The 21,130-nt window shown below is 67.2% G+C and carries 20 protein-coding genes; 10 read left to right on the top strand and 10 right to left on the bottom strand.

Going from position 1 to position 21,130, the window contains the following annotated elements:
• From Q0U08_RS06915 to Q0U08_RS06895, 5 genes are all read right to left on the bottom strand, one after another.
• Positions 1-1,081 (bottom strand): NAD(P)/FAD-dependent oxidoreductase (locus Q0U08_RS06915; protein ID WP_298090557.1); only part of this gene is annotated, 1,081 nt, incomplete at its 3' end.
• Positions 1,082-1,086: 5 nt separating this feature from the next.
• Complete coding sequence (gene rfbC / locus Q0U08_RS06910; protein WP_298090556.1) at positions 1,087-1,635, bottom strand: dTDP-4-dehydrorhamnose 3,5-epimerase; 549 nt, start codon at positions 1,633-1,635, stop codon at positions 1,087-1,089.
• Positions 1,632-2,957 (bottom strand): Gfo/Idh/MocA family oxidoreductase, encoded by a 1,326-nt coding sequence (locus Q0U08_RS06905; RefSeq protein WP_298090555.1) that lies wholly within the window; start codon positions 2,955-2,957, stop codon positions 1,632-1,634. The genes rfbC and Q0U08_RS06905 overlap by 4 nt, the downstream gene beginning before the upstream one ends.
• Positions 2,954-3,772: a glucose-1-phosphate cytidylyltransferase gene (rfbF, locus tag Q0U08_RS06900; protein WP_367271102.1), complete on the bottom strand. Its 819-nt coding sequence runs from the start codon at positions 3,770-3,772 to the stop codon at positions 2,954-2,956. Before rfbF ends, Q0U08_RS06905 begins: the two co-directional genes overlap by 4 nt.
• Positions 3,769-4,854, bottom strand: coding sequence for an NAD(P)-dependent oxidoreductase (locus Q0U08_RS06895; RefSeq protein WP_298090554.1), 1,086 nt, complete (start codon positions 4,852-4,854; stop codon positions 3,769-3,771). Before Q0U08_RS06895 ends, rfbF begins: the two co-directional genes overlap by 4 nt.
• 445 nt (positions 4,855-5,299) lie before the next feature.
• Between Q0U08_RS06895 and Q0U08_RS06890 the strand changes: the two genes are divergently transcribed.
• The 3 genes from Q0U08_RS06890 (at position 5,300) to Q0U08_RS06880 (ending at position 8,508) form a co-directional block, all read left to right on the top strand.
• Positions 5,300-6,025, top strand: a complete 726-nt coding sequence (locus Q0U08_RS06890) for a response regulator transcription factor (RefSeq protein WP_298090553.1) — start codon at positions 5,300-5,302, stop codon at positions 6,023-6,025.
• Between the two features lie 132 nt (positions 6,026-6,157).
• Positions 6,158-7,051, top strand: coding sequence for a glycosyltransferase family 2 protein (locus Q0U08_RS06885; protein ID WP_298090551.1), 894 nt, complete (start codon positions 6,158-6,160; stop codon positions 7,049-7,051).
• Positions 7,048-8,508 carry an oligosaccharide flippase family protein gene (locus tag Q0U08_RS06880; protein WP_298090550.1) on the top strand — a complete coding sequence of 487 codons (1,461 nt, stop codon included), beginning with the start codon at positions 7,048-7,050 and terminating at the stop codon, positions 8,506-8,508. Before Q0U08_RS06885 ends, Q0U08_RS06880 begins: the two co-directional genes overlap by 4 nt.
• A gap of 3 nt (positions 8,509-8,511) precedes the next feature.
• Here the strand turns inward: Q0U08_RS06880 and Q0U08_RS06875 are convergent, their stop codons facing one another.
• The 5 genes from Q0U08_RS06875 to Q0U08_RS06855 all read right to left on the bottom strand — a co-directional run bounded on the left by Q0U08_RS06875 (position 8,512) and on the right by Q0U08_RS06855 (position 13,438).
• Positions 8,512-9,849: an outer membrane beta-barrel protein gene (locus Q0U08_RS06875; protein ID WP_298090549.1), complete on the bottom strand. Its 1,338-nt coding sequence runs from the start codon at positions 9,847-9,849 to the stop codon at positions 8,512-8,514.
• An 86-nt stretch (positions 9,850-9,935) separates the two neighbouring features.
• Positions 9,936-10,811, bottom strand: coding sequence for a hypothetical protein (locus tag Q0U08_RS06870; RefSeq protein ID WP_298090547.1), 876 nt, complete (start codon positions 10,809-10,811; stop codon positions 9,936-9,938).
• 10 nt (positions 10,812-10,821) lie between these two features.
• Positions 10,822-11,319 (bottom strand): glycosyltransferase, encoded by a 498-nt coding sequence (locus Q0U08_RS06865; protein ID WP_298090546.1) that lies wholly within the window; start codon positions 11,317-11,319, stop codon positions 10,822-10,824.
• Positions 11,316-12,434, bottom strand: a complete 1,119-nt coding sequence (locus Q0U08_RS06860; RefSeq protein ID WP_298090545.1) for a Gfo/Idh/MocA family oxidoreductase — start codon at positions 12,432-12,434, stop codon at positions 11,316-11,318. Before Q0U08_RS06860 ends, Q0U08_RS06865 begins: the two co-directional genes overlap by 4 nt.
• A 47-nt stretch (positions 12,435-12,481) precedes the next feature.
• Entirely contained in the window at positions 12,482-13,438 is a 957-nt protein-coding gene (locus tag Q0U08_RS06855; RefSeq protein WP_298090543.1) for a hypothetical protein, read from the bottom strand.
• A 267-nt stretch (positions 13,439-13,705) separates the two neighbouring features.
• On the opposite strand from Q0U08_RS06855, the gene Q0U08_RS06850 reads away from it, so the two are divergent.
• From Q0U08_RS06850 to Q0U08_RS06820, 7 genes are all read left to right on the top strand, one after another.
• Complete coding sequence (locus Q0U08_RS06850) at positions 13,706-15,043, top strand: hypothetical protein (RefSeq protein WP_298090542.1); 1,338 nt, start codon at positions 13,706-13,708, stop codon at positions 15,041-15,043.
• Complete coding sequence (locus tag Q0U08_RS06845) at positions 15,040-16,368, top strand: ATP-binding protein (RefSeq protein WP_298090540.1); 1,329 nt, start codon at positions 15,040-15,042, stop codon at positions 16,366-16,368. The genes Q0U08_RS06850 and Q0U08_RS06845 overlap by 4 nt, the downstream gene beginning before the upstream one ends.
• Positions 16,369-16,398: 30 nt before the next feature.
• Positions 16,399-17,769, top strand: coding sequence for a Wzz/FepE/Etk N-terminal domain-containing protein (locus Q0U08_RS06840; protein WP_298090538.1), 1,371 nt, complete (start codon positions 16,399-16,401; stop codon positions 17,767-17,769).
• Positions 17,769-18,503 (top strand): hypothetical protein, encoded by a 735-nt coding sequence (locus Q0U08_RS06835; RefSeq protein WP_298090537.1) that lies wholly within the window; start codon positions 17,769-17,771, stop codon positions 18,501-18,503. Before Q0U08_RS06840 ends, Q0U08_RS06835 begins: the two co-directional genes overlap by 1 nt.
• Before the next feature lie 158 nt (positions 18,504-18,661).
• Complete coding sequence (locus tag Q0U08_RS06830; RefSeq protein ID WP_298090536.1) at positions 18,662-19,360, top strand: exopolysaccharide biosynthesis polyprenyl glycosylphosphotransferase; 699 nt, start codon at positions 18,662-18,664, stop codon at positions 19,358-19,360.
• A 10-nt stretch (positions 19,361-19,370) separates the two neighbouring features.
• On the top strand, positions 19,371-20,537 hold the full coding sequence (locus Q0U08_RS06825) for a glycosyltransferase family 4 protein (RefSeq protein ID WP_298090534.1): 1,167 nt from the start codon (positions 19,371-19,373) through the stop codon (positions 20,535-20,537).
• A 43-nt stretch (positions 20,538-20,580) separates the two neighbouring features.
• Positions 20,581-21,130 (top strand): polysaccharide biosynthesis/export family protein (locus Q0U08_RS06820; protein WP_298090533.1); only part of this gene is annotated, 550 nt, incomplete at its 3' end.

Raw genomic sequence — 21,130 nt, 5'->3', positions numbered from 1 at the left:
TGCGCAGGGCGACGTCGTCGGCAATGGCGAGCGAGGCGGTAAGGCCGGGGGATTCGATGCCGTAGAGGTTCACCAGACCGGCAAGGCCGTGTTCGGCGGGACCGTCGATCACGAAGTCGGCGGCGGGTTCGCCGGGGCCGCTGAGCTTGGGGCGGATGCCGGCATAGCCGGGGGCGAGCCGGCTGGGGTCGAGCGCGGGCCAGATGCGGGCGGCGGCCTGGCGGAAGCCGTCGGCGCGGGCGGGGTCGATGCGGTAGTCGATGGTGTCGATCCATTCGACGTCGGGGCCGAAGCGGGCGTTGCCGGACAGGTCGAGAGTCAGGTGGGTGCCGAGGCCGCCGGGGACGGGTACGGGATAGATGAGGCGGGAGAAGGGGACGCGGCCGGCGTAGGTGAAGTAATGGCCGCGCGCGTAGCGGAGTGTAGGGACATGTTCCAACCCGTCGGTCGCCGCCGCGAGCGCGGCTGCGCCCAGGCCGGCGGCATTGACCACGCGGGCGGCTGTCAGGGCCGGTTCGCCGTCCACCATGACCGTCCAGCCGTTGCGGCCTGGCACCAGCCCGGACACGCGGGTGCGGCAGGCGAGCACCGCGCCGGCATCCTCGGCATCGGCGAGCAGGGCCTGCATCAGCCCATGGCTGTCGATGATCCCGGTCGACGGGGACAGGAGCGCGCCGGCGCAGCGCAGTTCGGGTTCGAGCGCGCTGGCCTCCGCGCCGGTGAGCGCCACCAGATCATCGACGCCGGCGGCGCGCGCATCGTCCAAGATGCGCGACAGGGTGGCAAGCTCGGCAGCCTCGAACGCGACGATCAGCTTGCCGATGCGGCGATGGGGAATGCGGCGGGCCTGGGCATAGGCGTAGAGCCGGTCGCGGCCGGCAATACACAAGGCGCGCTTTCGAGGCGTCGTGCCGTAATAGAGGCCGGCATGGATCACCTCGCTGTTGCGCGAACTGGTACCGTTGCCGATCACGGCATCCCCCTCCACGATGATCGTGGACAGGCCGGCGGTGGCGAGCCGGCGCGCGGTGGCAAGACCGATGACGCCGGCGCCCACCACGACCGCATCGACATCGGTCATGACGCTCAGAGCGCCGGCAGCGCGGCCCGGTCGATCAACGGCCAGGCGGCATCCTTGGGGGAGACGACCGTGGCGACAAGCGGCCATTCGATCCCCAGTTCCGGGTCGTCGTGGCGCAACCCACCCTCCGCCGCCGGAGTGTAGAGCGCGGAGACCAGATAGGTGACTTCGACATTGTCGGTCAGCGTCTGAAAACCGTGCGCAAAGCCGGGCGGCACGTAGAGCTGGCGACGGTCGAGATCGTCGAGCAGGAATGCTTGCGAGCGCATATAGCTGTGCGACGCCGGGCGCAGATCGACGATCACGTCTAGGATGGCGCCGCGCACGCAGCGGATCAGCTTGGCCTCGCTATGCGGCGCACGCTGGAAGTGCATGCCGCGTACCGTGCCCTTGTGGGCGGACATCGACACGTTCTGCTGCACATAGGCCGGGATCATGCCGACGCTGGCGAACTCGTCCTGGCACATCGATCGGGCGAAAAAGCCGCGCTCGTCCCCGCGCTCTTCCAGCTCGATCAGCATCGCGTCCTGAAGGTCGGTCTTGTGGAACTTCATGCGGCGAGGCTCCTGGTGGAGAAGAGGGCGGCCTGTTCGGCGTAGAGCCGGTCGACAAGGCGGCCTTCAGGGATGGCGACATCGGCGTAGGTCAGGACGCTGTCCCTGGCGACGAAGCGGGTGACGGTGCAGTCGAGCGCGAGGCCGAGCGGCAACAGGCCGTCATGGTCGATCACCGGATAGTTTTCCGCGACGCCGTAGCATTCGTAACCGCCGAACTCTGCGATGCGGTCGCCTGGATACAGATCCTTCTTGGCGGCGGCTACGACCCCGACCTGCGGACCCCCCGACGGGGCAAGCACCGCATCGCCGAACAGCACCGCCCGCGCGATCGAGGTCGGCACCTCGAAATGGCAGAGATGATAAGGGGTGTAGAACAGGTAATAAGGTCCGGCGCCAAGCTTGTAGAGGTTCAGAAAATGCTGCTGGCGCGGATCGTCATGCGTGCCCAGCACGAAGACGCCGGGGCCGGGGCGAGCGCCGACAACGTAATCGACCAGGCCGGGGCCATGCGCGTCGAGCGCGTCGGCCAGCGGGCCGATCACGTCCTCCAGCGGTTGCAGCGGCACGGTCGGGTCGCGATCCGTGGGATCGGGGCCGACCATGCCGCGCCGCGCGACGCGAAAGCCGGTGCCGTTGGCGACGACCGCCTGTTCATAGGAGATCTTGGTGCCGTCCGCGAAGGAGGCGACCATGGCGGGCTTCTGCCCCCATTTCTCGGCAAAGCTGGCCTGGGTGGTGGGATTGCGATAGGGATCCTGCAGTCCCTTGATATTGCCGCACAGCACCGGTGTGACGCCGATCCCGCGGACGAAGCGGACGAGGTTCATCTGCACGCCCGGCTGATCGCCGTCGGAGAAGGTGTAGATGACACCCGCCGCATCGGCACGCGCCTTCAGTATGGGGCCGACGGTGCCGTCCAGCTCGGCGTTCATCTGTACCACGTGCTTGCCCGCACCGATCGCGGCGAGGACGGTCGTCGCGGCGTAATCGACCGATCCCGTCACCTCGACCACGACATCGATGCCGTCCGACTGCGCAAGCGCCACCGCGTCGTCCGTGGCGGCGATACGCCCTGCGGCGATCGTCCGTTCGATCGCGGCGCGGCTGTCGCAGACCACGGGCGTGATGCCCAGCACCTCGACCGCGGCGACCGCGGGCGCCAGGTTGCGGTTGGCAACCGCGACGACACGCATCCCCCTGGTGGAGCGTATGATCTGGCGGACGATGGCGGCTCCCTGGAAGCCGGTGCCGACGATGCCGACACGGATGGGGTTGCCGGCCGCTTCGCGCGCGGCGAGCGCGGTATCGACCAGGATCATGCCGTGCGCCTCAAAGGAGTGACGCTGGCGGGCGCCGTGTCGTCCCAGACCTTCCACGGCGGACTGCCGCCCTGCCACAGACTTTCGAGCAGATGCTTGTCGCGCAGCGTATCCATGCTCTGCCAGAAGCCGTCATGACGATAGGCGCCGAGCCGACCGGCCGCGATCAGCCGCTCCATCGGCTCGTTTTCCAGCACGCTGTCGTCGCCGTCGATCAGGTCGAGCATCTCGGGCGAGCAGACGAAAAACCCACCGTTGATCGTGCCGCCGTCCGACTTGCCCTTTTCGCTGAAGCCCTGAACCCGCGTGCCGTCGTCGATGCGGAGGGCGCCATAGCGGCCCGGTTGCGATACCGCGGTCAGCGTGCACCAGGCGCCGCTATCCTTGTGCTGCTGAACCAGCGCGGGGATATCGACATCGCTGACCCCGTCGCCATAGGTCAGGCAAAAGGGGCCGTCCTGAAGCAGATGGCGGGCGCGGCGCAGACGGCCGCCGGTCATCGATTCCAGCCCGGTATCCATGATGGTGACGCGCCAGTCCTCGGTCGCGCAACTCAGCCATTCAACCGTGCCGGTGCCCAGATTGACCACCATGTCGCAGTTGCGTGCCTGATAGTTCAGGAAATAGCTGCGGATATAATCGACCTTGTAGCCGCCCAGCACCACGAAGTCCGTGATGCCGTAATGGGCGTAGATCTTCATGATGTGCCACAGGATCGGCTTGCCACCGATCTCCACCATCGGTTTGGGGGTGACGGCGGTTTCCTCGGCCAGACGGGTGCCGAACCCGCCGGCCAGCAGAACAGCCTTCATCATGCCGCCTCCTCGATCTCGGAAGCCCACCCTGTGTCCTCCGGCCTCGACCAGTGCAGGTCTTCGCTAAGGAATCCGTCGGCGATCAGGCCCTTGAGCACCTGGAGCCGGATCAGGGAGGAGGTGCGGAAGTCCGGATCGGCAAAGTCGATCCCGCGCAGGCCGGCGACTAGGCCGCGGATGGAATCGTCGAGCGACAATTGCGGACGATACGCCGGCGCGAGTTGCGCAAAGCGGCTGAAATCGACCTGGTAGGAGCGCGAGTCGACCGGCGCGTCATGATTGATCGAAACGGTGCAGCCGGGGACGAGGCGGCCGACCGCCTGCGCCAGATCGCGGACCTGGTAATTGGCGGTGGTGGCACCGGCGTTGACGACGAGGTTGCGACCGCCATTGTCGGCGGTGCGCGTGGCGGCCCATTCGATCGCGCGCGCCATGTCGGCGACGTCGATCAGCGGGCGCCAGGGAGTGCCGTCGGACAGGATGGTGATGCGGCCGGTGGCGAGTGCGCTGGCGACGAAATCGTTGAGGACGAGATCGAGGCGCAGGCGCGCCGACATGCCGCAGGCCGTCGCGAAGCGCAGGCTGGTGATCACGGTGTCGCCGCCGATCATCGCCAGCGCCTGTTCGGTGCCGATCTTGGAGGCGGCATAGGCGGTGATCGGGTTGACGGGATCGTCTTCGCGCCGCGGGCCACCATCGGCGATGCCGTACACGCTGCAACTGGAGGCGAAGACGACGTTGCGTACGCCCGCGGCGCGTGCCGCCCAGGCGAGCGACACCGCCGCCTCGCGGTTGATGGCATCGGTGACGGCGGCGAAACGCTCGCCCATCGGATCGTTCGACACCGCCGCCAGGATGATAACCGCGTCATACCCCTGGAGATCGCCGGCCCGCAGGCTTCGTGCGTCGCCAAAGGTCTGGCGGTTCAGGTCACGCTCCGGCAACCCGGTCCGCGTCGTCAGGCAGTGCGCGAAAAACCCCGCGTCGAAGCCGTCGATCACGGCCTCTGGAAACCGGCTGCGCAAGTGCCGGACTACGGCGGGCCCGACATAGCCCATATTGCCGGTGATCAGGATCTTCATCGACGCACCCCTTCGTGGATGACTGTTCCAAATCTGCCGCCTCGTTGATGCGAGGTCCGTTGGCAGCAGATGCAACATTCCCGAAGCCGTGGCTCATGTCGCCTCGATCATCGGGACATCATACCAGGGTCGTACATAGAGATTCTTACACGACTGTTGGACAATTCGTAATGAACGCCGTTTCATTCGTGAAAAATGGCAAGTTGTTGCGGGTCCCACTTTTGGCAAAATGGCAACGGTGACTTCTAATTACCGACGTAGTAACCATTTTGTGCATTCGGCAGGTTAACGTGCTTTAATGCATAATGACTGCTGTTGACTGACTTTCCGGTTACATCGTCTGCGAATTCGGACGGATAGGGAAGCAGCCTGAGTATAGGGTGCGACCCGGTTGGAACATGCAACGTGACTTGAGGGGTTAAGCCACGCAACGAGGGGGACCATCATGATATCGGACATTCGGGTTACACTGCTGGGAAGCAATCCCATCGCCCTGGAAGGGCTGGACCGTGTGCTGAGGGAGCAGGGGTTCAGGATCACCGCCCTGGTGTCCGATCCGGACGATGTCGCGCAGGCGGTCGCCCTGCACCCCGACGATTGCAACCTGGTGGTGGTGGACGGTCTGGCAACGCCGGATCGCACGCTGACCCAGGATCTGCTGGAAGCATCGCCAGCGGCGCGGATCGTGATCCTGGCGGACCAGTTCGATTTCGAGGTCATGGCGCGCAATTTCGACCAGGGCGCCTACGGCTACATCGTCAAGCGGATCGCCTCGACCTCGCTGATCAAGCTCCTGAACCTGGTGGCGGACGGCGAAAAGGTGATGCCCAGCAACCTGGCGGAGACGCTGCGCCACCATATCGGCCAGAGCGAGCCGGTGGGTAGCACCGCGTCCATTCAGGCCGCCGGCCTGTCCAGCCGGGAGGTGCAGATCCTGACCTGCCTGGTGTCGGGCAATCCCAACAAGATCATTTCGCGCGAGCTGGGGATCAGTGAGGCGACGGTGAAGGTCCATGTGAAGGCGATCCTGCGCAAGATCGGCGTGCAGAACCGCACCCAGGCCGCGATCTGGGCACTGGGTGAACGGGGAAACGCGCCGGCGGCTGATGGTCATCCGAGCCATCACGCCCGCCAGCTTACCCAGCACGGGCTCGGCCTGCCGCTGCAATAAGCGGCTTTCCCCGCCGGTCAGCCGGCCGGGGTATATCGGAATAGCCCGCGACGCAGTGCAGCACAGCCTTATCCTGATGACGTCCCCGTTCAGGGGGCCCGCCATGATTGCGGATGCGAAGGGGGAATGCGCATGTCGACCGTCTGTGCCGTGGTGCTGACCTATAATCGGCGGACGATGCTCGACCAGTGCCTGACCGCGCTGATCGGGCAGTCGCGCGTGCCGGATCATATCCTGGTGCTCGACAATGCCAGCACCGACGGCACCGCCCCGTTCATCCGCCGCGAATGGGGCGAGCGGGTGCAACTGGTATCGCTGCCCCGCAATGTCGGCGCGGCGGGCGGCTTTCGCGCCGCGCTGCAAGATGCATTCGAGACCGATGCCGATCACGTCTGGATGATGGACGACGACGTGTTGCCGGACCCGCAGGCGCTGGAGCGGCTGCTGGGGGCGGACGAGACGCTGGCGGTGCAGGGCGTGCGCCCGAGCTATCTGGTGTCGCGGGCACGCAGCAAGAGCGGCGCGCTGACCGACGTGCCCGACCTCGATCGGCGGCCGAACGCCATCGGGTTCCAGAACTGGCCGCTGCTGCTGGAGCATGGCATGGTGCCCACGAGAGGTGCGACCTTCGTGTCGATCCTGCTGCCGCGGGCCACCGTCGAGGAGCATGGCCTGCCGCTGGCCGACATGTTCATGTGGGGCGAGGACCGCGAATATACCGTGCGGATCAGTCGCGAGAGGCCCGGTTTCCTGGTGGGAAGCAGCACCGTGCTGCACGCCCGCGCGACGGAGGGGCAGTTGGACATCCGAACCGAACGCAACCCGGAGCGGATCCGCTACCATTATTTCATGGTCCGCAACACGACGTTCACGACCCGTCGGTATGAGCGCAAGCGGCAACTGATCTACCTGCTGATCCGCCAGGTGGGGCTTGCCGCGAGCATGGCGACGCGCGGGCGCTGGCACGGCGCCGCGCTGATCCTGCGCGGCTTGCTGCACGGCTTCCTGTTCCAGCCCGCTACATGAGCCGGGCGCGCATGGGCGGCCATGCCGCCTGGGCCGTGCTGGGCCAGGGAGCGGGGCAGATGCTGTCGCTGCTGATCTTTCTGGTCATCGCGCGGTTCGTGTCGCAGGCCAGCTTCGGCCTGGTCGCGGTCAGCCTCGCGGTGGTGGAGGTGGTACGGCGCCTGCTGCTCGACCCCGTCACCAATGCCACCAATGCGCGCACCGAGGTGCATACGCGCGATTACGACCTGTGCTTCAACGTCATCCTGATCCTGGGGGGGCTCAGCGCCGGCATGGTGGCATTGACCGCAGCGGACCTGACCCGATTGATCGGCACGCCGGAGGCGGCGCCGGTGCTGCGCGTGCTGTCGGTGATATTGCTGGTCATGGGGCTGGCGGGTACGCATGGCGCGTGGCTGGCCCGGCAGATGCGTTTCCGGGCGCTGGCGGTGCGATCGACGCTGTCGGTGATCGCGGGCGGCGTGGTGGGCCTGAGCATGGCGTTCGCCGGGTTCGACCTGTGGAGCCTGGTCGGGCAGCAACTGACGATCAACCTGTTCAACATCATCACGCTATGGGCCAGCGCGCCGTATCGGCCGCGTCCCTGGCTGCCATGGGCGGGGTTGCGCGATCTGTGGATGCGGGCGCGGCACATCTCCCTGGGGGCGGCATGGAATGCGGTGGCGACCGATGCCGACCTGTTCTTCGCGTCCGCATGGTTCGGGCCGGCGGTGGCGGGCATCTACAACGCGGCCAAGCGGATCATGCTGTCCGCCAACCTGATGCTGGTCAACGCCATCTCCTCGGTCACCTTGCCCGCGTTGGCCGGGATTGCCGACGATTGGGCGCGGGCGCGGGCTTTTGCCGCCGGGATGGCGATGATGAGTCTGGCGGTGGCGCCGGCCTTTGCGGGGCTTGCCGCGGCAGCGCCGTTCCTTGTCCACCTGCTGCTCGGCGCGCGGTGGGAAGCGTCGGCCCCGATCCTGACCGCGCTGGCGGCGAGCGGGTATCTGGCCGCGCTGGGGCAGTTTGCCAGCTCCGCGCTGCTGGTCGAGCAGCGGTCGCATCATGACGCGTTGACGTCCGGGGTGGCGGCGGGAGTGAACGTGGCGACGCTGTGGATCGCGGCGCCTTACGGTCCGGTGGCCCTGGCGGGGGGCGTGTCGATGGCGGCGCTGATCGTAATGCCCATCCGCCTGCGGTTCGCGATGCATGCGATGGGGCTGGGGTGGCGGACGATCGGTACGGCGCTGCTGCCGTCGGTGGTCGCGGCGGTCGCGATGATGACCGCGCTGTTCGCGATGCGGCCGGTTCTGGCGGCGGCGCTGCCGGGGCCGGTGGTGCTGATGGTGATGATCCCGGCGGGAATGCTGCTGTACGGCGGATTGCTGCGGCTGCTGGCACCCCACCTGTTCCACACGACCTTTGCCACCGTGCTGGAAATGGCCGGCCGCGGCAAGCGGCCGGTGGAGGCTTGAGGCTTACAGGCTGAAGCGGGTGCGCACGAAGATGCGGACCTGATCGAAGCTGGGGGCGAAGGCGTCGTTGCGCACCGTGCGGTCGAGATAGCTGACGTCCCCCTCCAGCGCGAAGTTGCGGTTGACGCTGAAGCGGGCGCCCGCCGACATCTCCCACACCTTGTCGCGGCGCGGATTGTCGCGGAAGTCGTTGTAGCGATACCCTGCGCCGACGTTGAGGATAAGTTCGCGCAGCAGCTCGTAATCGGCGCGGCCGGACACGGCGGTGCTGATATAGCCGGACGCGTTCTGGAGAACGGCCTCCTCGACGGTACGCGATGCCTGTGCCGACAAGGTGAGTACCGGCGTGATGAAATAGCGCAGGTCGCCGTTCAGGGCGAAGCCCTTGATCTGGCCGATCAGAGCGCGGTCATAGTCGCGCCAGACATAACCGGCGCCGATCGACCCCTGGATCAGCCGGTTCGCACCGAAGGCGATGCCCGCCAGCGCGGTGGTGGTGGTGCCGGTGAGGTTCGGAATGCCGGGGGCGATGTCGTCGCGGCGGTAGTCGATCGATCCGCGAACCCCTTGCGCGAAGACGGCGAGGTCGGGCCCGATCTCATATTCGCCGCGCAGGGTTCCACGCCAGCTATGCGAGTCGCGCACGTCCTGGTCGATGCGGCCGATCGGCGCGCCGGTGACGGACAGGGCGTTGCTGTCGCGGAAATTGAGGTTGATGTAATCGACCTGTGCCAGCGCGCGGACCCGGCCGATCTCGTAGCGGCCGCGCGCCCAGCCGAGCGTCTGCAGATAGCGGACGGGGCCGACCCGGCCGTTGGGAAAGCCGCTGGAATCGCGCCGTTCGATCAGTTGCGAAAAGTCGGCACCCGCCTCCAGCACGGCGCGCGTGCCGGTCTCGTACCGGCCATAGGCGGCGGTGCGGTAGCTGGTTTCATTGGCCTGGGATTCGTCGGCAAAGCGCGCGAAACGACCGCTCGCCTCCAGCCGGAGCTCGCCGCTGGAGAAGGTGTCGCTGGCGACGAGCGAGGGTTCCACCTGGACGAACAGGTCGCCCTGGCGGTTGGTCTCGACGCCAAAGGGATTGCTGTCGGCACCGATGCCGGTGGTGATGCTGGGGAACAGCCGCCAGTTGCCCAGCGTCACGCCGACCGGATCGAAGGCGGGCCGCCGGCGGCGCGCGACGTCCAGCTCGATACCCTGATCGGCGCCCTGGTCGATGCGCAGCGCCGGGATCTCGCCCAGCCGCGGCAAGGTGGCCGCCTGCCCCCAGGCGTCCGCCGGCATCAGCGACAGGCCGAGCGCGAGCAGCCCCGCACGCGCGGCGCATTTGGTCTTCGTCATGGCAGTCCCCCCCTTGGTTGTAACAGGTGCCCGGCGCCGGGGCGGCCGATCGGCAACGGCCATTGCCCCGGCGCCGGTATGATGGATCAGGCCTGCACGCGTTCGCCGTCGAAGCGGTGGATCAGGTCCACCGTGCTGCGGATGTTGCGTTCGCTGGAGGCGCCGAACAGGATCGAGCGCACATAGGGCTCGTTAACCACCCACTCGATCGCCTCGGCCGGCGGGATCGCGCCCGATGCCAGCACCGACATGGCGATGACGCGCGCGGGCCATTCCTGCGTCGCGCGGCGATAGGCATCAATCCCGCCCGACATGCGAAAGCCGATCTTGTTGACGTTGGCACAGACGATCGGGTTCCTGATGCCGACGCTGTCGAGCGCGGGAAGCAGCATCGGCAGGTTCATCGTGATGAAGCCGGCCTCTGCATTGTAGCGCTTCTGGATATGGTCGGCGAAGATCTTGAACGCCTCGAAATAGCCGAGGCCGAGGATCAGGTCGGTGACAACGTTCTGGACGAAGACGATCGGCGTCTCCAGGCCCTTGAACGGCTTCATCTCCGCATCGATCAGCAGGGTGGCGACACTTTCCATGTCGCGGGTGAGCAGCGCCTTGCCGCCGCGCATCGCGGCATCCAGCAGGCCGCCGCCCGGCAGGAAGCGCTTCAATGCGTCGAAATAGCCATATTCGGTGACCGCGTTGGCATATTTGTGGGCATAGGGCATGCAGGGATAGAATTTGAAGCCGGCCCATTCCTCCGGCTGGTCGCGCACGACCTCTGCCACCTCGGCGATACGGTCGTGGGTGGTACACATGAACACGTCGACGCCGGCATTCCTGGCGCCGCGCAGCGTTTCCATGATGGGGGCAAGATCGGCGAAGCGCATCGACTGCTGCCGTGCCTTCTCCTCCGACATGTGGTTGATGCCGAAAAACTGATTGTCGCCGAACAGGATGCGATCCATCGGGTAATCCTTATGAGGCGGCCGGAAGGCCGTGGAGAAAGGCGCCGATCCGCGTGGTCATGGCGGGCGGCGCGGCAGTGGAAATGGCGGCGGCCGGCGCCGCCGGGTGGGCGAGGTGGCGGTCGATCGCGGCGTGCAGCGCGGTGATGTCGTCCACGATGGTCAGGCCGGCCGTGTCCCGGAACCGCGCGGCGGTGTGGAGCTGATGATCGGTGGTGTGTTCGCCCAGCGACGCCAGGCGCGGCAGCATGACCATCGGCCGTCCCGTTTCCAGCGCCTGCACGATCGAGCCGATGCCGACATGCGCGACGAACAGCGAACATCGCTCAAGCAGCGCCATGTAGCGCGGATGCGGCACGATCCGCACCCAATCGGCGTGACGCGGCTCATAGGCGCCATCGCCGATCTGGATGGTGACGGGCGTGTCGGGGTGGGCCGCCGCCCAGCCGTCAACCGCCTGCACGAAGCGGTCGAACGGCAGCATGGAGCCTACGGATGCGAAGATCATGCCCGCTTCAGCGTCCAGCCGAACAGGCCGGGACGCATCGCCGGGCGCTGCGGCACCGGCTTCAGCGCCGCGGCGGCGCGGGCGGGTGCGACGCCGCGGGCGCTGTCGCGGATCATCGACAGCGTCCGGTCGGTCGCGGCACCGCTGGCGAAGTCGTTGACATAAGGCCCGGCGGGGTTGCGCATCGCCGCGACGAACCCTTCCATCTGCGCCGAATATTCCTCGCCCCGCAGGTAGAAGGCGGGGTGGTCGGTCAGCTCGGTGATGTACTTGATCGTCCAGCCCTTGCGGTAGCCCTCCGGGGCTGTGCCGTTGGTACCGATAAAGACCTGGATCTCCTGACGATCGACGGTGATCTTGCCATGATCGCCCCACAGGCAGAGCTTGGTCGTCATCTTGCGCGCGGTCTCGTCCGCCCAGTTGACCGAGACCTGGCCCGACACGCCGCCGTCGAAGGACAGGTTGGCGAAGACCGCATCGTCGACATCGGTCGACCATTGCTGCGTCATCTGCGCACCCGAACAGGTGACCGGCGCACCGGCATACCAGTTCATCAGGTTCACCGGATGGGCGGCATAATCGTAGAGGCAGCCGCCACCCTCCGACGACTGGCTGCGCCATGTCTTGGCGGCGGGCTTCAGCACGACGGGGCCGTATGCCTCGGCATGGATGTGGCGCAGGCGGCCGAGCGCGCCGAGATCCAGGAGGCGCCTGGCCTCGCCGAAGGTGCCGACGAAGCGGTTGTGATAGCCGACCTGGCCGACGAGCCCCGCGCGCTCCGCCTCGTCCGCGATCGCGGCGCTGGTTTCGGCGTCCAGCGTCATCGGTTTTTCGCAGAAGACATGGATGCCGCGCGCCATCGCCTGCCGGATCATGTCGGCGTGGAAGCGGGTGGGGGTGGCGACGATGACGCCGTCAAGGCCGGGCAGGCCCAGCGCATCGGCATAATTCGCCAGATAGGGGATGTTCGCATATCTCTGCACCATCCCGCCGAGCAGCGCGGAGGTGTCGCACACCGCGACGACCTTCATCCCCGGCGTGGCATTGGCGATGGCGAGGTGGGAGATGCCCATCTTGCCCAGCCCGACAAGGGCGACGTTGTAGGGTTCGGTCATGGTTTTCGGCTCCGTACGGCAAGGGTCGTGAAAGGGGATCGCGGCCATCACAGGCGCGCGACAAAGGTGCGGGGCTGGCCGAGAGCGCGGTGACGCAGCACCATTTCCACCTGGCGCAGCGCCAGCTTGGTGCGGGCATGGGCGCGGTAGCGGGCCAGGAAGATGTCCGGCGCGAAGGGCAGATGCCCTTGCGTCGCCAGAAACTCCTTGTCGGCGGGCAGGTGGAGGACCGCGCGATCGGTAAGGGTGGAAAGACGGGGCTGGGGAAAGGGGCGCTTGGCGGTCCACCAGCGCACCACCGTTCCCCTGGCGCCAAGCTCCCAGATCGCGCCGCCGCGCGAGGCATGGAGGTTGAGCGCGGTGGAGACCGGCGCCTCGTCGCCGCTGTGATAAAGATCGGCGTGACGCCGCCAGTAGCGCGGCTCCACGGTATCGAGCAGCGCGGCGAGGGTTGCGAATTCGGAGGCGCGCGCGACGATCAGCTCGCCGCCATACCAGCGGGGGTTCGCGATCGGCTCCGGCGCGATGGCGTGCAGATCGGCGGCGGCGCGGTTGCCGGATTCCGCCGTCATCGGCCCGGTAATGTCATAGGCGCCGATCGCGCCGGGCGCGGGCAGGTCAGCATCGCCGAGCGCGCGCAGGAACACCGCGTCGAGATCGACGATCAGCGAAAGCGTGTCGGCCGGGCGGGCGGCCAGATCACGGATCACGTCCAGCTTGTGATGGGCGGCACGGTGAAGAGCGCCCGGATCGAGTCGGGACACGAATTGCCGCTGGGTAAAGGTGACACCCGGCGGCACGCCGAGTTCGGCGAAGTCGCGTTCCAATATGTCGGCGCGATTGGTGACGATGGTCGGGTGGTAGCCGGCGGCAAGCGCCGAGCGGGCCATCAGCGCCGCGCATCGAATATAGGTCGCGGCCGCGTTGCCCGGATCGCGCAGATTGGGAAAGCGGGTTGAGCCGTCGTCCAGGACGAGCAGACCCGTCACCTGAACCCTATCCATCAGGCAAGTCCTTCCAAAGATCGCTGGCTAATCACATGTAGGTACGGCAAGTATTCATGATGATAAGTCAACATCCGTAGCTGGTCCAATCAAGTAGTGCCGTAGCCTGAGGACTTGCATAAACAATCAATTGGTGAAAGACCCTATAAAGGACAGCCGGCCAGGGGGTGGTGAATGGCGATGCCGGAAAAGATCATGACGCGTGCGCGACAGAACAGCCGTTTTACTGATCCTGTTAAGAGGGCGGGTGCCGAATACTCGCCTTCCGTGGCAGTTGATAATCAGGAAGGTGTACAGGAGAACGGGCGGATAGCGTGGCTGCCGGTGCTGCTGACGGTGGCGGCATTGTCGTTCAACGGCGTGCTGGCGATCGTGAACGCGCATGGGCCGTCGCTGACCATCACCCAGGTCGCGCTGGCCGAGTTCGGCATTCTGGCGGCGGTCGCGCTGAGCGTGATCGCCTTCGGGCTGCGGGTGGAGGATGCGCCGCCGGTGGGGCTGGGCGTCGCCTTCCTGTTGCTGGCGATCGGGTTGTCGTTCGCCAATGGCGGCTTCGCGATCGAGGCGTTGCGCAACGTGACGATCATCGTGCTGTTCACGCTGCTGGGCATGCGGTGCAACATGCCGACGATCCGCGCCGCCTTTGTCGCCGGCGTCGGGCTGGTCGTGGCGGTGATGCTGATGGAGATCGCCTCCACCGAGTTGTATGCCAAGATATTCAGCCCGTTCAGCTATTACCAGAACACCCGCGGGCTGGGCGATATCGACCAGAGCGATATCGGTCTGTTCGGCAATGCGCTGGGGTTCGAGGGGCGGTTCAGCTTCGGCCTGTTCACCACGCCGCGTACCTCGTCGATCTTCATCGAACAGACCTCGATGGCCAATTTCGCCAGTGTCGTCGCCATCTATGCGGTGGCGATGTGGGACCGGATCGGCTGGGCCGAACGCGCGCTGGCCGTGGGGTTCGTGCTGCTGGCGCTGCTGTCCAACAACACCCGGCTGGGGTCGACGCTGGCGGTGCTGACGCTGGCCGGATACTGGCTGTACCCGCGCCTGCCGCGCGCCGGGCTGCTGCTGTTCCCGCTGGTCCTGCTGGGGCTGGCGACGGCGCTGTCCGTGCACCTGGGGCCGTCCAAGGAGGATGATCTGGCCGGGCGGATCGGCCTGTCGGTCGATTTCCTGGCCAAGACGGACATGGCCGCGGTGCTGGGCGGACGCGTGTGGGAGGCGGGCCGCTTCGTCGACAGCGGCTATTCCTATGTCCTGTATTCCAGCTCGCTGGCGGGGGCGATCCTGCTGTGGCTGTATGTCGGGCTGATCATCCCGTTCCGCTCGCCCGAGCAGAAGCGCTGCGCCTGGGCGACGGGGGTGTTCCTGTTCGTCAACTTGCTGATCGCGGGCAATGCGGTGTTCAGCACCAAGGTGAGCGCGATGATGTGGCTGCTTGCCGGGTTCATGCGCGCCGGCAGCTTTGCCCCCGCGGCCGCGCCCCCCAGGCCCCGTGCCGTGCGCCGCTTCGGTGCCGGTTTCTCCTTTCCCGCGCACGCCCGTGCGCCTTCCCCGCTTCTGACAGGAGGGTCTATGCAAGACGGCTTGCGGCGATGACGGCCAAGCAGATGATGCTGGCCGCGCCCTATCCGGACGACCGATCGACGGCCGCGCGCTGGTTGCAGCGCCTGAAGGCCTGGCTGATGGGTACGCCGCCGCCACGCCAACTGCCCGAGCCGGCGTCGCCGGCGCTGGAGACGGCGGCGTCGCCCTCGTTCCGGGCGACGGCGGATGCGGTGACGCAGGACGACGAGCTGCCGCCCAAGCGGATGCCGGGCCGGTTCGGCGCGAAGAACGCGACCGCGCGGATCATCGAGGCGTTCGATTCCGCGCATCCGGTGCGCCAGCGCAAGGACCTGCACGGCCGCGACGACAAGCTGGACACGCTGTTCGAGGCGGTGCTGTTCAGCCGCCAGCACGCGATCATCCACGGCGCGCGCGGTTCCGGCAAGACGTCGCTGGCGCAGGTGTTCGGCGATTATGCCGACAGCCAGGGCGCGGTGGTGATCTACACCGCGTGCGAGGCGACGGCGAGCTTTGCCGAGTTGCTGCGCCCATACCTGTCCTTCATTCCGGGGTCGGCGGTGCCGTTCGCGGAAAAGGCACTGTTCGCCCGCGAGCGCGAGGCGCTGCCGCCCGAGTTCGGACCGCGCCAGGTGGTGGATCTGGTGTCCCGCCTGTCGCCCGACAGCCAGACGATCCTGATCCTGGACGAGTTCGACCGGGTCGAGAGCGAGGCGGTGAACAGCCAGATCGCGACGCTGATGAAGCTGCTGTCGGACGCGCGGGTGCCGGTGCAGGTGCTGCTGGTCGGCATCGCGCGGACGCTGGACGAGCTGATCCTGTGTCACCCATCGCTGCGCCGGCACCTGACGCCGATCCCGATCGGGCGCATCTCGCGCGAGGATACCCACCGGTTGATCGATCGCGGTGCGGAGCGCGCGCAGGTACGCTTCGACGAGGCGGCGCGGGCCGAGATCGCCTCCATCTCATGCGGGTCGCCCTATCACGTCCAGTTGTTCTGCTACGTCGCGGCGATCGAGACGGTGCGGCGCGGCGGCGACGTGATCGACCTGGAGGCGACGCATCGCGGCCTGGCACGCGCCTTCACCATCTGGGCGATGCTGAACCATGAGGATGCCGACATCTTCGACGCGTTGGTCGCCGATCCGACGCAGCCGATCGACGTGGTCGAGCGGATCGCACGCGAGGCGGCGGTGCACGACAGCTTCGTCGGCGGCGAGGCGGACGCGGCGATCTTCGGGGCTGCGGTGCGACCCGACGACCGGCAGGCCACGCGCTTCCATTTCCGCGACGGCGCCGCCCCGCAATTCCTGCTGGCGAAGCTCGCCACGCGCGAACGGCACACAGAGGCGGCCTGACCGCACAGGCACAGGGAGGGTATAAGGGCAATGTTCTCATCCGATATGGCGGCCGCGCTGAAGGCGCGGTGGAAACTGATCGTGGCGGTGCTGATCGCCACGCTGGTGCTGGCGGGGATATGGCTGACCACGGTGCAGCGCACCTATGTCGCCACTGCGTCGCTGTTGTTCGACGACCGGGGACCGAACCCGGCGCTGCAGGACAATCCCCAGCAACAGGACGACCGGTCGATGCTGGGCACGCAGGCGGACATCATCCGCAGCGATGCGGTGGCCAGGCGGGTGGCGCGCAACGAGCGGCTGGTGCGCAACCCGGAACTGCGCACCCGCTGGCTGGAGGAAGGCAAGGGCGAGGGCAATTTCGAGAACTGGATCGTCGCCGACCTGCTGGCGCATCTGGAAGTGGCGCCGGAAAAGGACACCAACGTGCTGGCGGTGCGCTTCCGCGCGTCCGACCCGAGCTTCGCCGCCCGCATGGCAAACAGCTTCGCACGCAATTTCGTGACGATGCGGCTGCAGATCAGCACCGACACCGCCAAGCAATACGCCACCTGGTTCCAGAGCCGTACCGACGAGGTGCGTCGCAATCTGGAGACCGCGCAGGGCAAGGTGACCGATTTCCAGCGCAGCCACGGCCTGATCGACGGCAATGTGCTGGCGCTGGAATCCGACCGGCTGAATGCGCTGTCCGGGCAGTTGGCCAATGCCGAGTCGAGCGCCGCCGACCTGCGCTCGCGCGCCGGCTCGCGGGTGTCGGAATCGCCGGACGTGCAGCAGACCGCGGTCGTCGGGATGCTGCGCCAGCAGATCGCGTCAAGCGATGCCAAGGTCAGCCAGTTGGCGGCGACGCATGGCGACAGCCACCCGCTGCTGGTGGCGGCACGCAGCGAGCTGGAGGTGCTGCGCGCACGCCTGGCGAGCGAGACCACGGCCGCCAGCCAGTCGGTGCGGGTCGCCAGCTCGGCGGCGGCGACGCGTGAGGCGCAGTTGAGCGGCCTCGTCGCGCAGCAGCGCGCCCGGATGATGCAGATGACCGGCTATCAAAGCCAGTTGGAGGCGCTGCAGAACGACGTCGCCACCGCGCAGAAGGCGTATGACAACGTCACCCAGCGCCTGAACCTGATGCGCCTGCAAAGCGGCCTGCCGACGACGAACGCGCAGCAGATCGACCGCGCGACCGCCCCGTTGCTGCCCGCCAGCCCGAACGTGCCCCTGTTGCTGCTGTTCGCGACGTTGGGCGGGCTGGTGCTGGGCGTGATCGCCGCGATGCTGGCCGAATGGAGCCGCCCGCTGGTGCGTACCGCGGGCGGGTTGATCGACGCCACCGGCGTGCCGGTCGTCGGCAGCTTCAACTTCGCGCCGTTCCGTCAGGGACGGGCGCATGCCGTGGGAGGAATGTGATGCGCATTCGATCGAGCGAACACCGCGTGCTCGTCGCGGACCGGGTGGAAGCCAACGAGAACGAGCCGAGGCAGCCGCAGCCCGATGTGGTGCTGGCGCCCGAGGATGCCCGGCTGAGCCGCTATGCGCGGGCGGCCTATGACCCGGACGATCCCGTGGCACGCATGGCCCGGTCGCTGCGCCTGTCGATCGCGGCGTCGACCCGCGCCGATGCGATGCCGGTGCGATCGGTAGCGATCCTGGGGGTAGGGGCGCCATTCGAGGCGTCCGTCGTCGCCGCCAACCTGGCGATCTCCTACGCGCAGGCGGCGACGCCGACGGTGCTGGTCGACGCCAATCTGGGCAGTCCGGCGCAGCACGCGCTGCTCGGCCTGCCGCAGACCGCTGGGCTGGCCGCGGTACTGGCCGGGGACGACGATGCCCGCTCGCTGGTCGAGCCATCGGCGGTGCGCAACCTGTCGGTACTGGTCGCGGGCAGGTCGGGGCCGGACGCGGCGGTGCTGCTGGACGGCGAACGTTTCCACCGGCGGGCGATGCCGCTGCTCGACAGCTACGGCATGATGGTGGTCGATGTCGGCATGACCCACAACGATCCGCCCACATTGTGCGAGGCGGTGGACGCCGCCATCCTGATCGTGCGGCGCGGATCGACGCCGGTAGAGGCGATCCGTCATGTCGCGGATCGGCTGGGCGAGATGCGCACCGCGCTTGTCGGGACGCTGCTGGCGACCTGATCCCGATATGGGACGGGCGGCGCGACCCTCTCAAGGGGAGTAGCGCCGCCCCCTCTTATGCACCGGTCCGGCGGCTTGTGGCGGTGCGGCGGGGGAGGTAGCGTTGATGTAACAGGGGAAAATTCTTTGGCGCATCGCTGAGAATATTGGGGGCTGACATGCAGAACCTCGATGGTTGCGCAACCGATGACATACTGGATGTCGATGGCATCGTGTCGGACGATATTGCCGAAATATCGCTGGACACTGCGATGGAGAACCATCCGGCGACCGCCGTATCGAAACGGATACTGGATATCGCTGTATCCTCCGCGCTGATCGTCTTCGTACTGCCGGCGCTGGTGCTGGTGTCACTGCTGATCTGGACGACCAGCCCGGGGCCTATCCTGTTCCGCCAGCGGCGCAGCGGACTGAACGGCGAGGTGTTCGAGGTGCTGAAGTTCCGCACCATGTTCTGCACCGAAAATGGCGAGGAGGTCCGGCATGCCACCCGCCGCGATGCACGGGTGACGCCGCTCGGCGCGGTGCTGCGCGCGACGAGCATCGACGAGCTGCCGCAGTTGTTCAACGTGTTGCGCGGCGACATGTCGCTGGTCGGTCCGCGGCCGCACGCGCTGGCGCACGACCGCCATTATGCGCTGCTGATCGCCGATTACATGAAGCGGTTCGCGGTGCGGCCCGGCATCACCGGGCTGGCGCAGATCCGGGGCCTGCGCGGCGAGATCCACGACCTGTCGTGCATGGAACGCCGGGTACGCGCCGATTGCGAATATATCGAGCGGTGGAGCCTGTTCTTCGATCTGGCGATCATCCTGAAGACGATCCCCCGCATGGTGCGTGATCCCAATGCCTATTGAAAGGACCAGAATGCGCATCACGCATGCGACGCGCCAATATGCCCCCGGGATCGGCGGCATGGAGAATTACGTCGCGCTGCTGGCGCAGGAGCAGCGGCGGGCCGGGCATCAGGTGCGGGTGGTCACGCTGGACCGCATCTTTGATGGCGATGGCACGCGGCTGCCCGCCCGCGAGATGATCGACGGGGTCGAGGTGGTGCGCGTCCCGTTCCGCGGCAGCCGTCGTTATCCGCTGGCGCCGGGCGTGGTCGCCGCGGTCGGTCGGCCCGACGTGATCCATGTCCATGGCCTGGAGTTCTTTGCCGAGGCGCTGGGCTGGACCCGCTGGCGGCACCGGGCCGCGCTGGTGATGACGTCGCATGGCGGCATCTTCCACACCCCCTTTGCCATGCGGATGAAGCGGCTGTGGTTCGCGACGATCAGCCGCGCCACGCTGACCCGGTATCACACGGTGATCGCATCCAGCCTGCAGGATGCGGACAGCTTTGGCCGGATCGCGGCCGGGCGGGTGGTGCCGGTGGAGAACGGCGTCGATGTGGCGAAGTTCGCCGGGCTGGCCCGACCGGGCACGCGCACGATGATCTATTTCGGACGGCTCGCGCCGCACAAGGGCGTCCACCGGCTGCTGGCCTGGTTCGCGGGCCTGCGCGAAGTCGATCCGGCATGGCGGTTGATCGTGGCGGGCAAGGAGATGGGGGTGACCATCGCCGAGTTGCGGCTGGCGGCGCATGAGCTGGCATTGGACGATGTGGTGGAGTTCCACGGTTCGCCAAGCGACGAGGCCTTGTGCGACCTGATCTCCCGCAGCAGCGTCTATGCCTGTCCGTCGGGTTATGAAGGCTTCGGCCTGGCAGCGGTGGAAGCGGCGTCCGCCGGCCTGTTCCCGCTGCTGAGCGGTATTCCGGCCTTTCGCCGGACGCTGGACCGGCTGGGAACCGGGCTGACCATCGGGTTCGACTATGGGCGCGAGGTGGATGTGTTTCTGGACGCGCTGGTGGCGTTCGAGGCCGATGGCGGCCGTTCCGAGCGACTGGCGGGGCCGCTGGCGAGCTTTGCGTGGAGCGGCATCGCCGACGAGATCGAGGGCATCTATCGCAGCGCCATCGGCGGCCGGGGCGGCGCTCGCCCCGCCTCGTGGTCACAGCCGCAGGAGGCGGCGGTCGCAGCGGTGCCGTGACCGCGGCGGTTCGGGGGCATTCGTCAGGAGAAGGAGTGGGGTCATGCGTAAGACGTGGATGATGGCGGGAGCGATGACGGGGGCGGCCCTGCTGGCCGGATGTGCCGCACAGCCGCTGCCGGTGGAAAGCGCTGCCGCGATGCCGAGCGCCTATACGCTGGGCGCTGGCGACAAGCTTCGCATCACGACCTTCGGTTTCGAGGAGTTCAGCGGGGAGTTCATGATCGCGGCCGACGACTCGCTGGCGATGCCGATGCTGGGCACGGTGCCGGTGCGTGACGTGACCCCCGATCAGTTGAGCCGCAAGCTGGAGGCGGCGCTCGGGGCCAAGGGGCTGGTGCGCCAGCCGCGGGTCAGCACCGAGGTGACCAAATACCGCCCTTATTACATCTCCGGCGAGGTCAACCGACCCGGCAAATACGACTTCGCCAGCGGCCTGACCGTGATGCAGGCGGTGGCCGATGCCGGCAGCTTCACCTACCGCGCCAAGAAGAAGATGGTGTTCATCAAACGCGCCGGCGCCCCCGCCGAGGTGGCGGTGCCCGTCACCGCGTCCGCCCCCGTGCTGCCCGGCGACACGATCCGGATCGGCG

Source organism: uncultured Sphingomonas sp. (assembly GCF_946477935.1).
Lineage (GTDB): Bacteria > Pseudomonadota > Alphaproteobacteria > Sphingomonadales > Sphingomonadaceae > Sphingomonas.
This window is presented reverse-complemented; position numbering and strand designations above follow the sequence as displayed.

What these genes read in the sequence shown, in the direction of transcription:
- Q0U08_RS06830 (WP_298090536.1), top strand. Translation starts at nt 18,662, where the DNA reads ATGCAGAACCTCGATGGTTGCGCAACCGATGACATACTGGATGTCGAT.
- Q0U08_RS06825 (WP_298090534.1), top strand. Translation starts at nt 19,371, where the DNA reads ATGCGCATCACGCATGCGACGCGCCAATATGCCCCCGGGATCGGCGGC.
- Q0U08_RS06880 (WP_298090550.1), top strand. Translation starts at nt 7,048, where the DNA reads ATGAGCCGGGCGCGCATGGGCGGCCATGCCGCCTGGGCCGTGCTGGGC.
- Q0U08_RS06870 (WP_298090547.1), bottom strand. Translation starts at nt 10,811, where the DNA reads ATGGATCGCATCCTGTTCGGCGACAATCAGTTTTTCGGCATCAACCAC.
- rfbC (WP_298090556.1), bottom strand. Translation starts at nt 1,635, where the DNA reads ATGAAGTTCCACAAGACCGACCTTCAGGACGCGATGCTGATCGAGCTG.
- Q0U08_RS06865 (WP_298090546.1), bottom strand. Translation starts at nt 11,319, where the DNA reads ATGATCTTCGCATCCGTAGGCTCCATGCTGCCGTTCGACCGCTTCGTG.
- Q0U08_RS06905 (WP_298090555.1), bottom strand. Translation starts at nt 2,957, where the DNA reads ATGATCCTGGTCGATACCGCGCTCGCCGCGCGCGAAGCGGCCGGCAAC.
- Q0U08_RS06840 (WP_298090538.1), top strand. Translation starts at nt 16,399, where the DNA reads ATGTTCTCATCCGATATGGCGGCCGCGCTGAAGGCGCGGTGGAAACTG.
- Q0U08_RS06845 (WP_298090540.1), top strand. Translation starts at nt 15,040, where the DNA reads ATGACGGCCAAGCAGATGATGCTGGCCGCGCCCTATCCGGACGACCGA.
- Q0U08_RS06855 (WP_298090543.1), bottom strand. Translation starts at nt 13,438, where the DNA reads ATGGATAGGGTTCAGGTGACGGGTCTGCTCGTCCTGGACGACGGCTCA.
- Q0U08_RS06875 (WP_298090549.1), bottom strand. Translation starts at nt 9,849, where the DNA reads ATGACGAAGACCAAATGCGCCGCGCGTGCGGGGCTGCTCGCGCTCGGC.
- Q0U08_RS06860 (WP_298090545.1), bottom strand. Translation starts at nt 12,434, where the DNA reads ATGACCGAACCCTACAACGTCGCCCTTGTCGGGCTGGGCAAGATGGGC.
- rfbF (WP_367271102.1), bottom strand. Translation starts at nt 3,772, where the DNA reads ATGATGAAGGCTGTTCTGCTGGCCGGCGGGTTCGGCACCCGTCTGGCC.
- Q0U08_RS06890 (WP_298090553.1), top strand. Translation starts at nt 5,300, where the DNA reads ATGATATCGGACATTCGGGTTACACTGCTGGGAAGCAATCCCATCGCC.
- Q0U08_RS06835 (WP_298090537.1), top strand. Translation starts at nt 17,769, where the DNA reads ATGCGCATTCGATCGAGCGAACACCGCGTGCTCGTCGCGGACCGGGTG.
- Q0U08_RS06885 (WP_298090551.1), top strand. Translation starts at nt 6,158, where the DNA reads ATGTCGACCGTCTGTGCCGTGGTGCTGACCTATAATCGGCGGACGATG.
- Q0U08_RS06895 (WP_298090554.1), bottom strand. Translation starts at nt 4,854, where the DNA reads ATGAAGATCCTGATCACCGGCAATATGGGCTATGTCGGGCCCGCCGTA.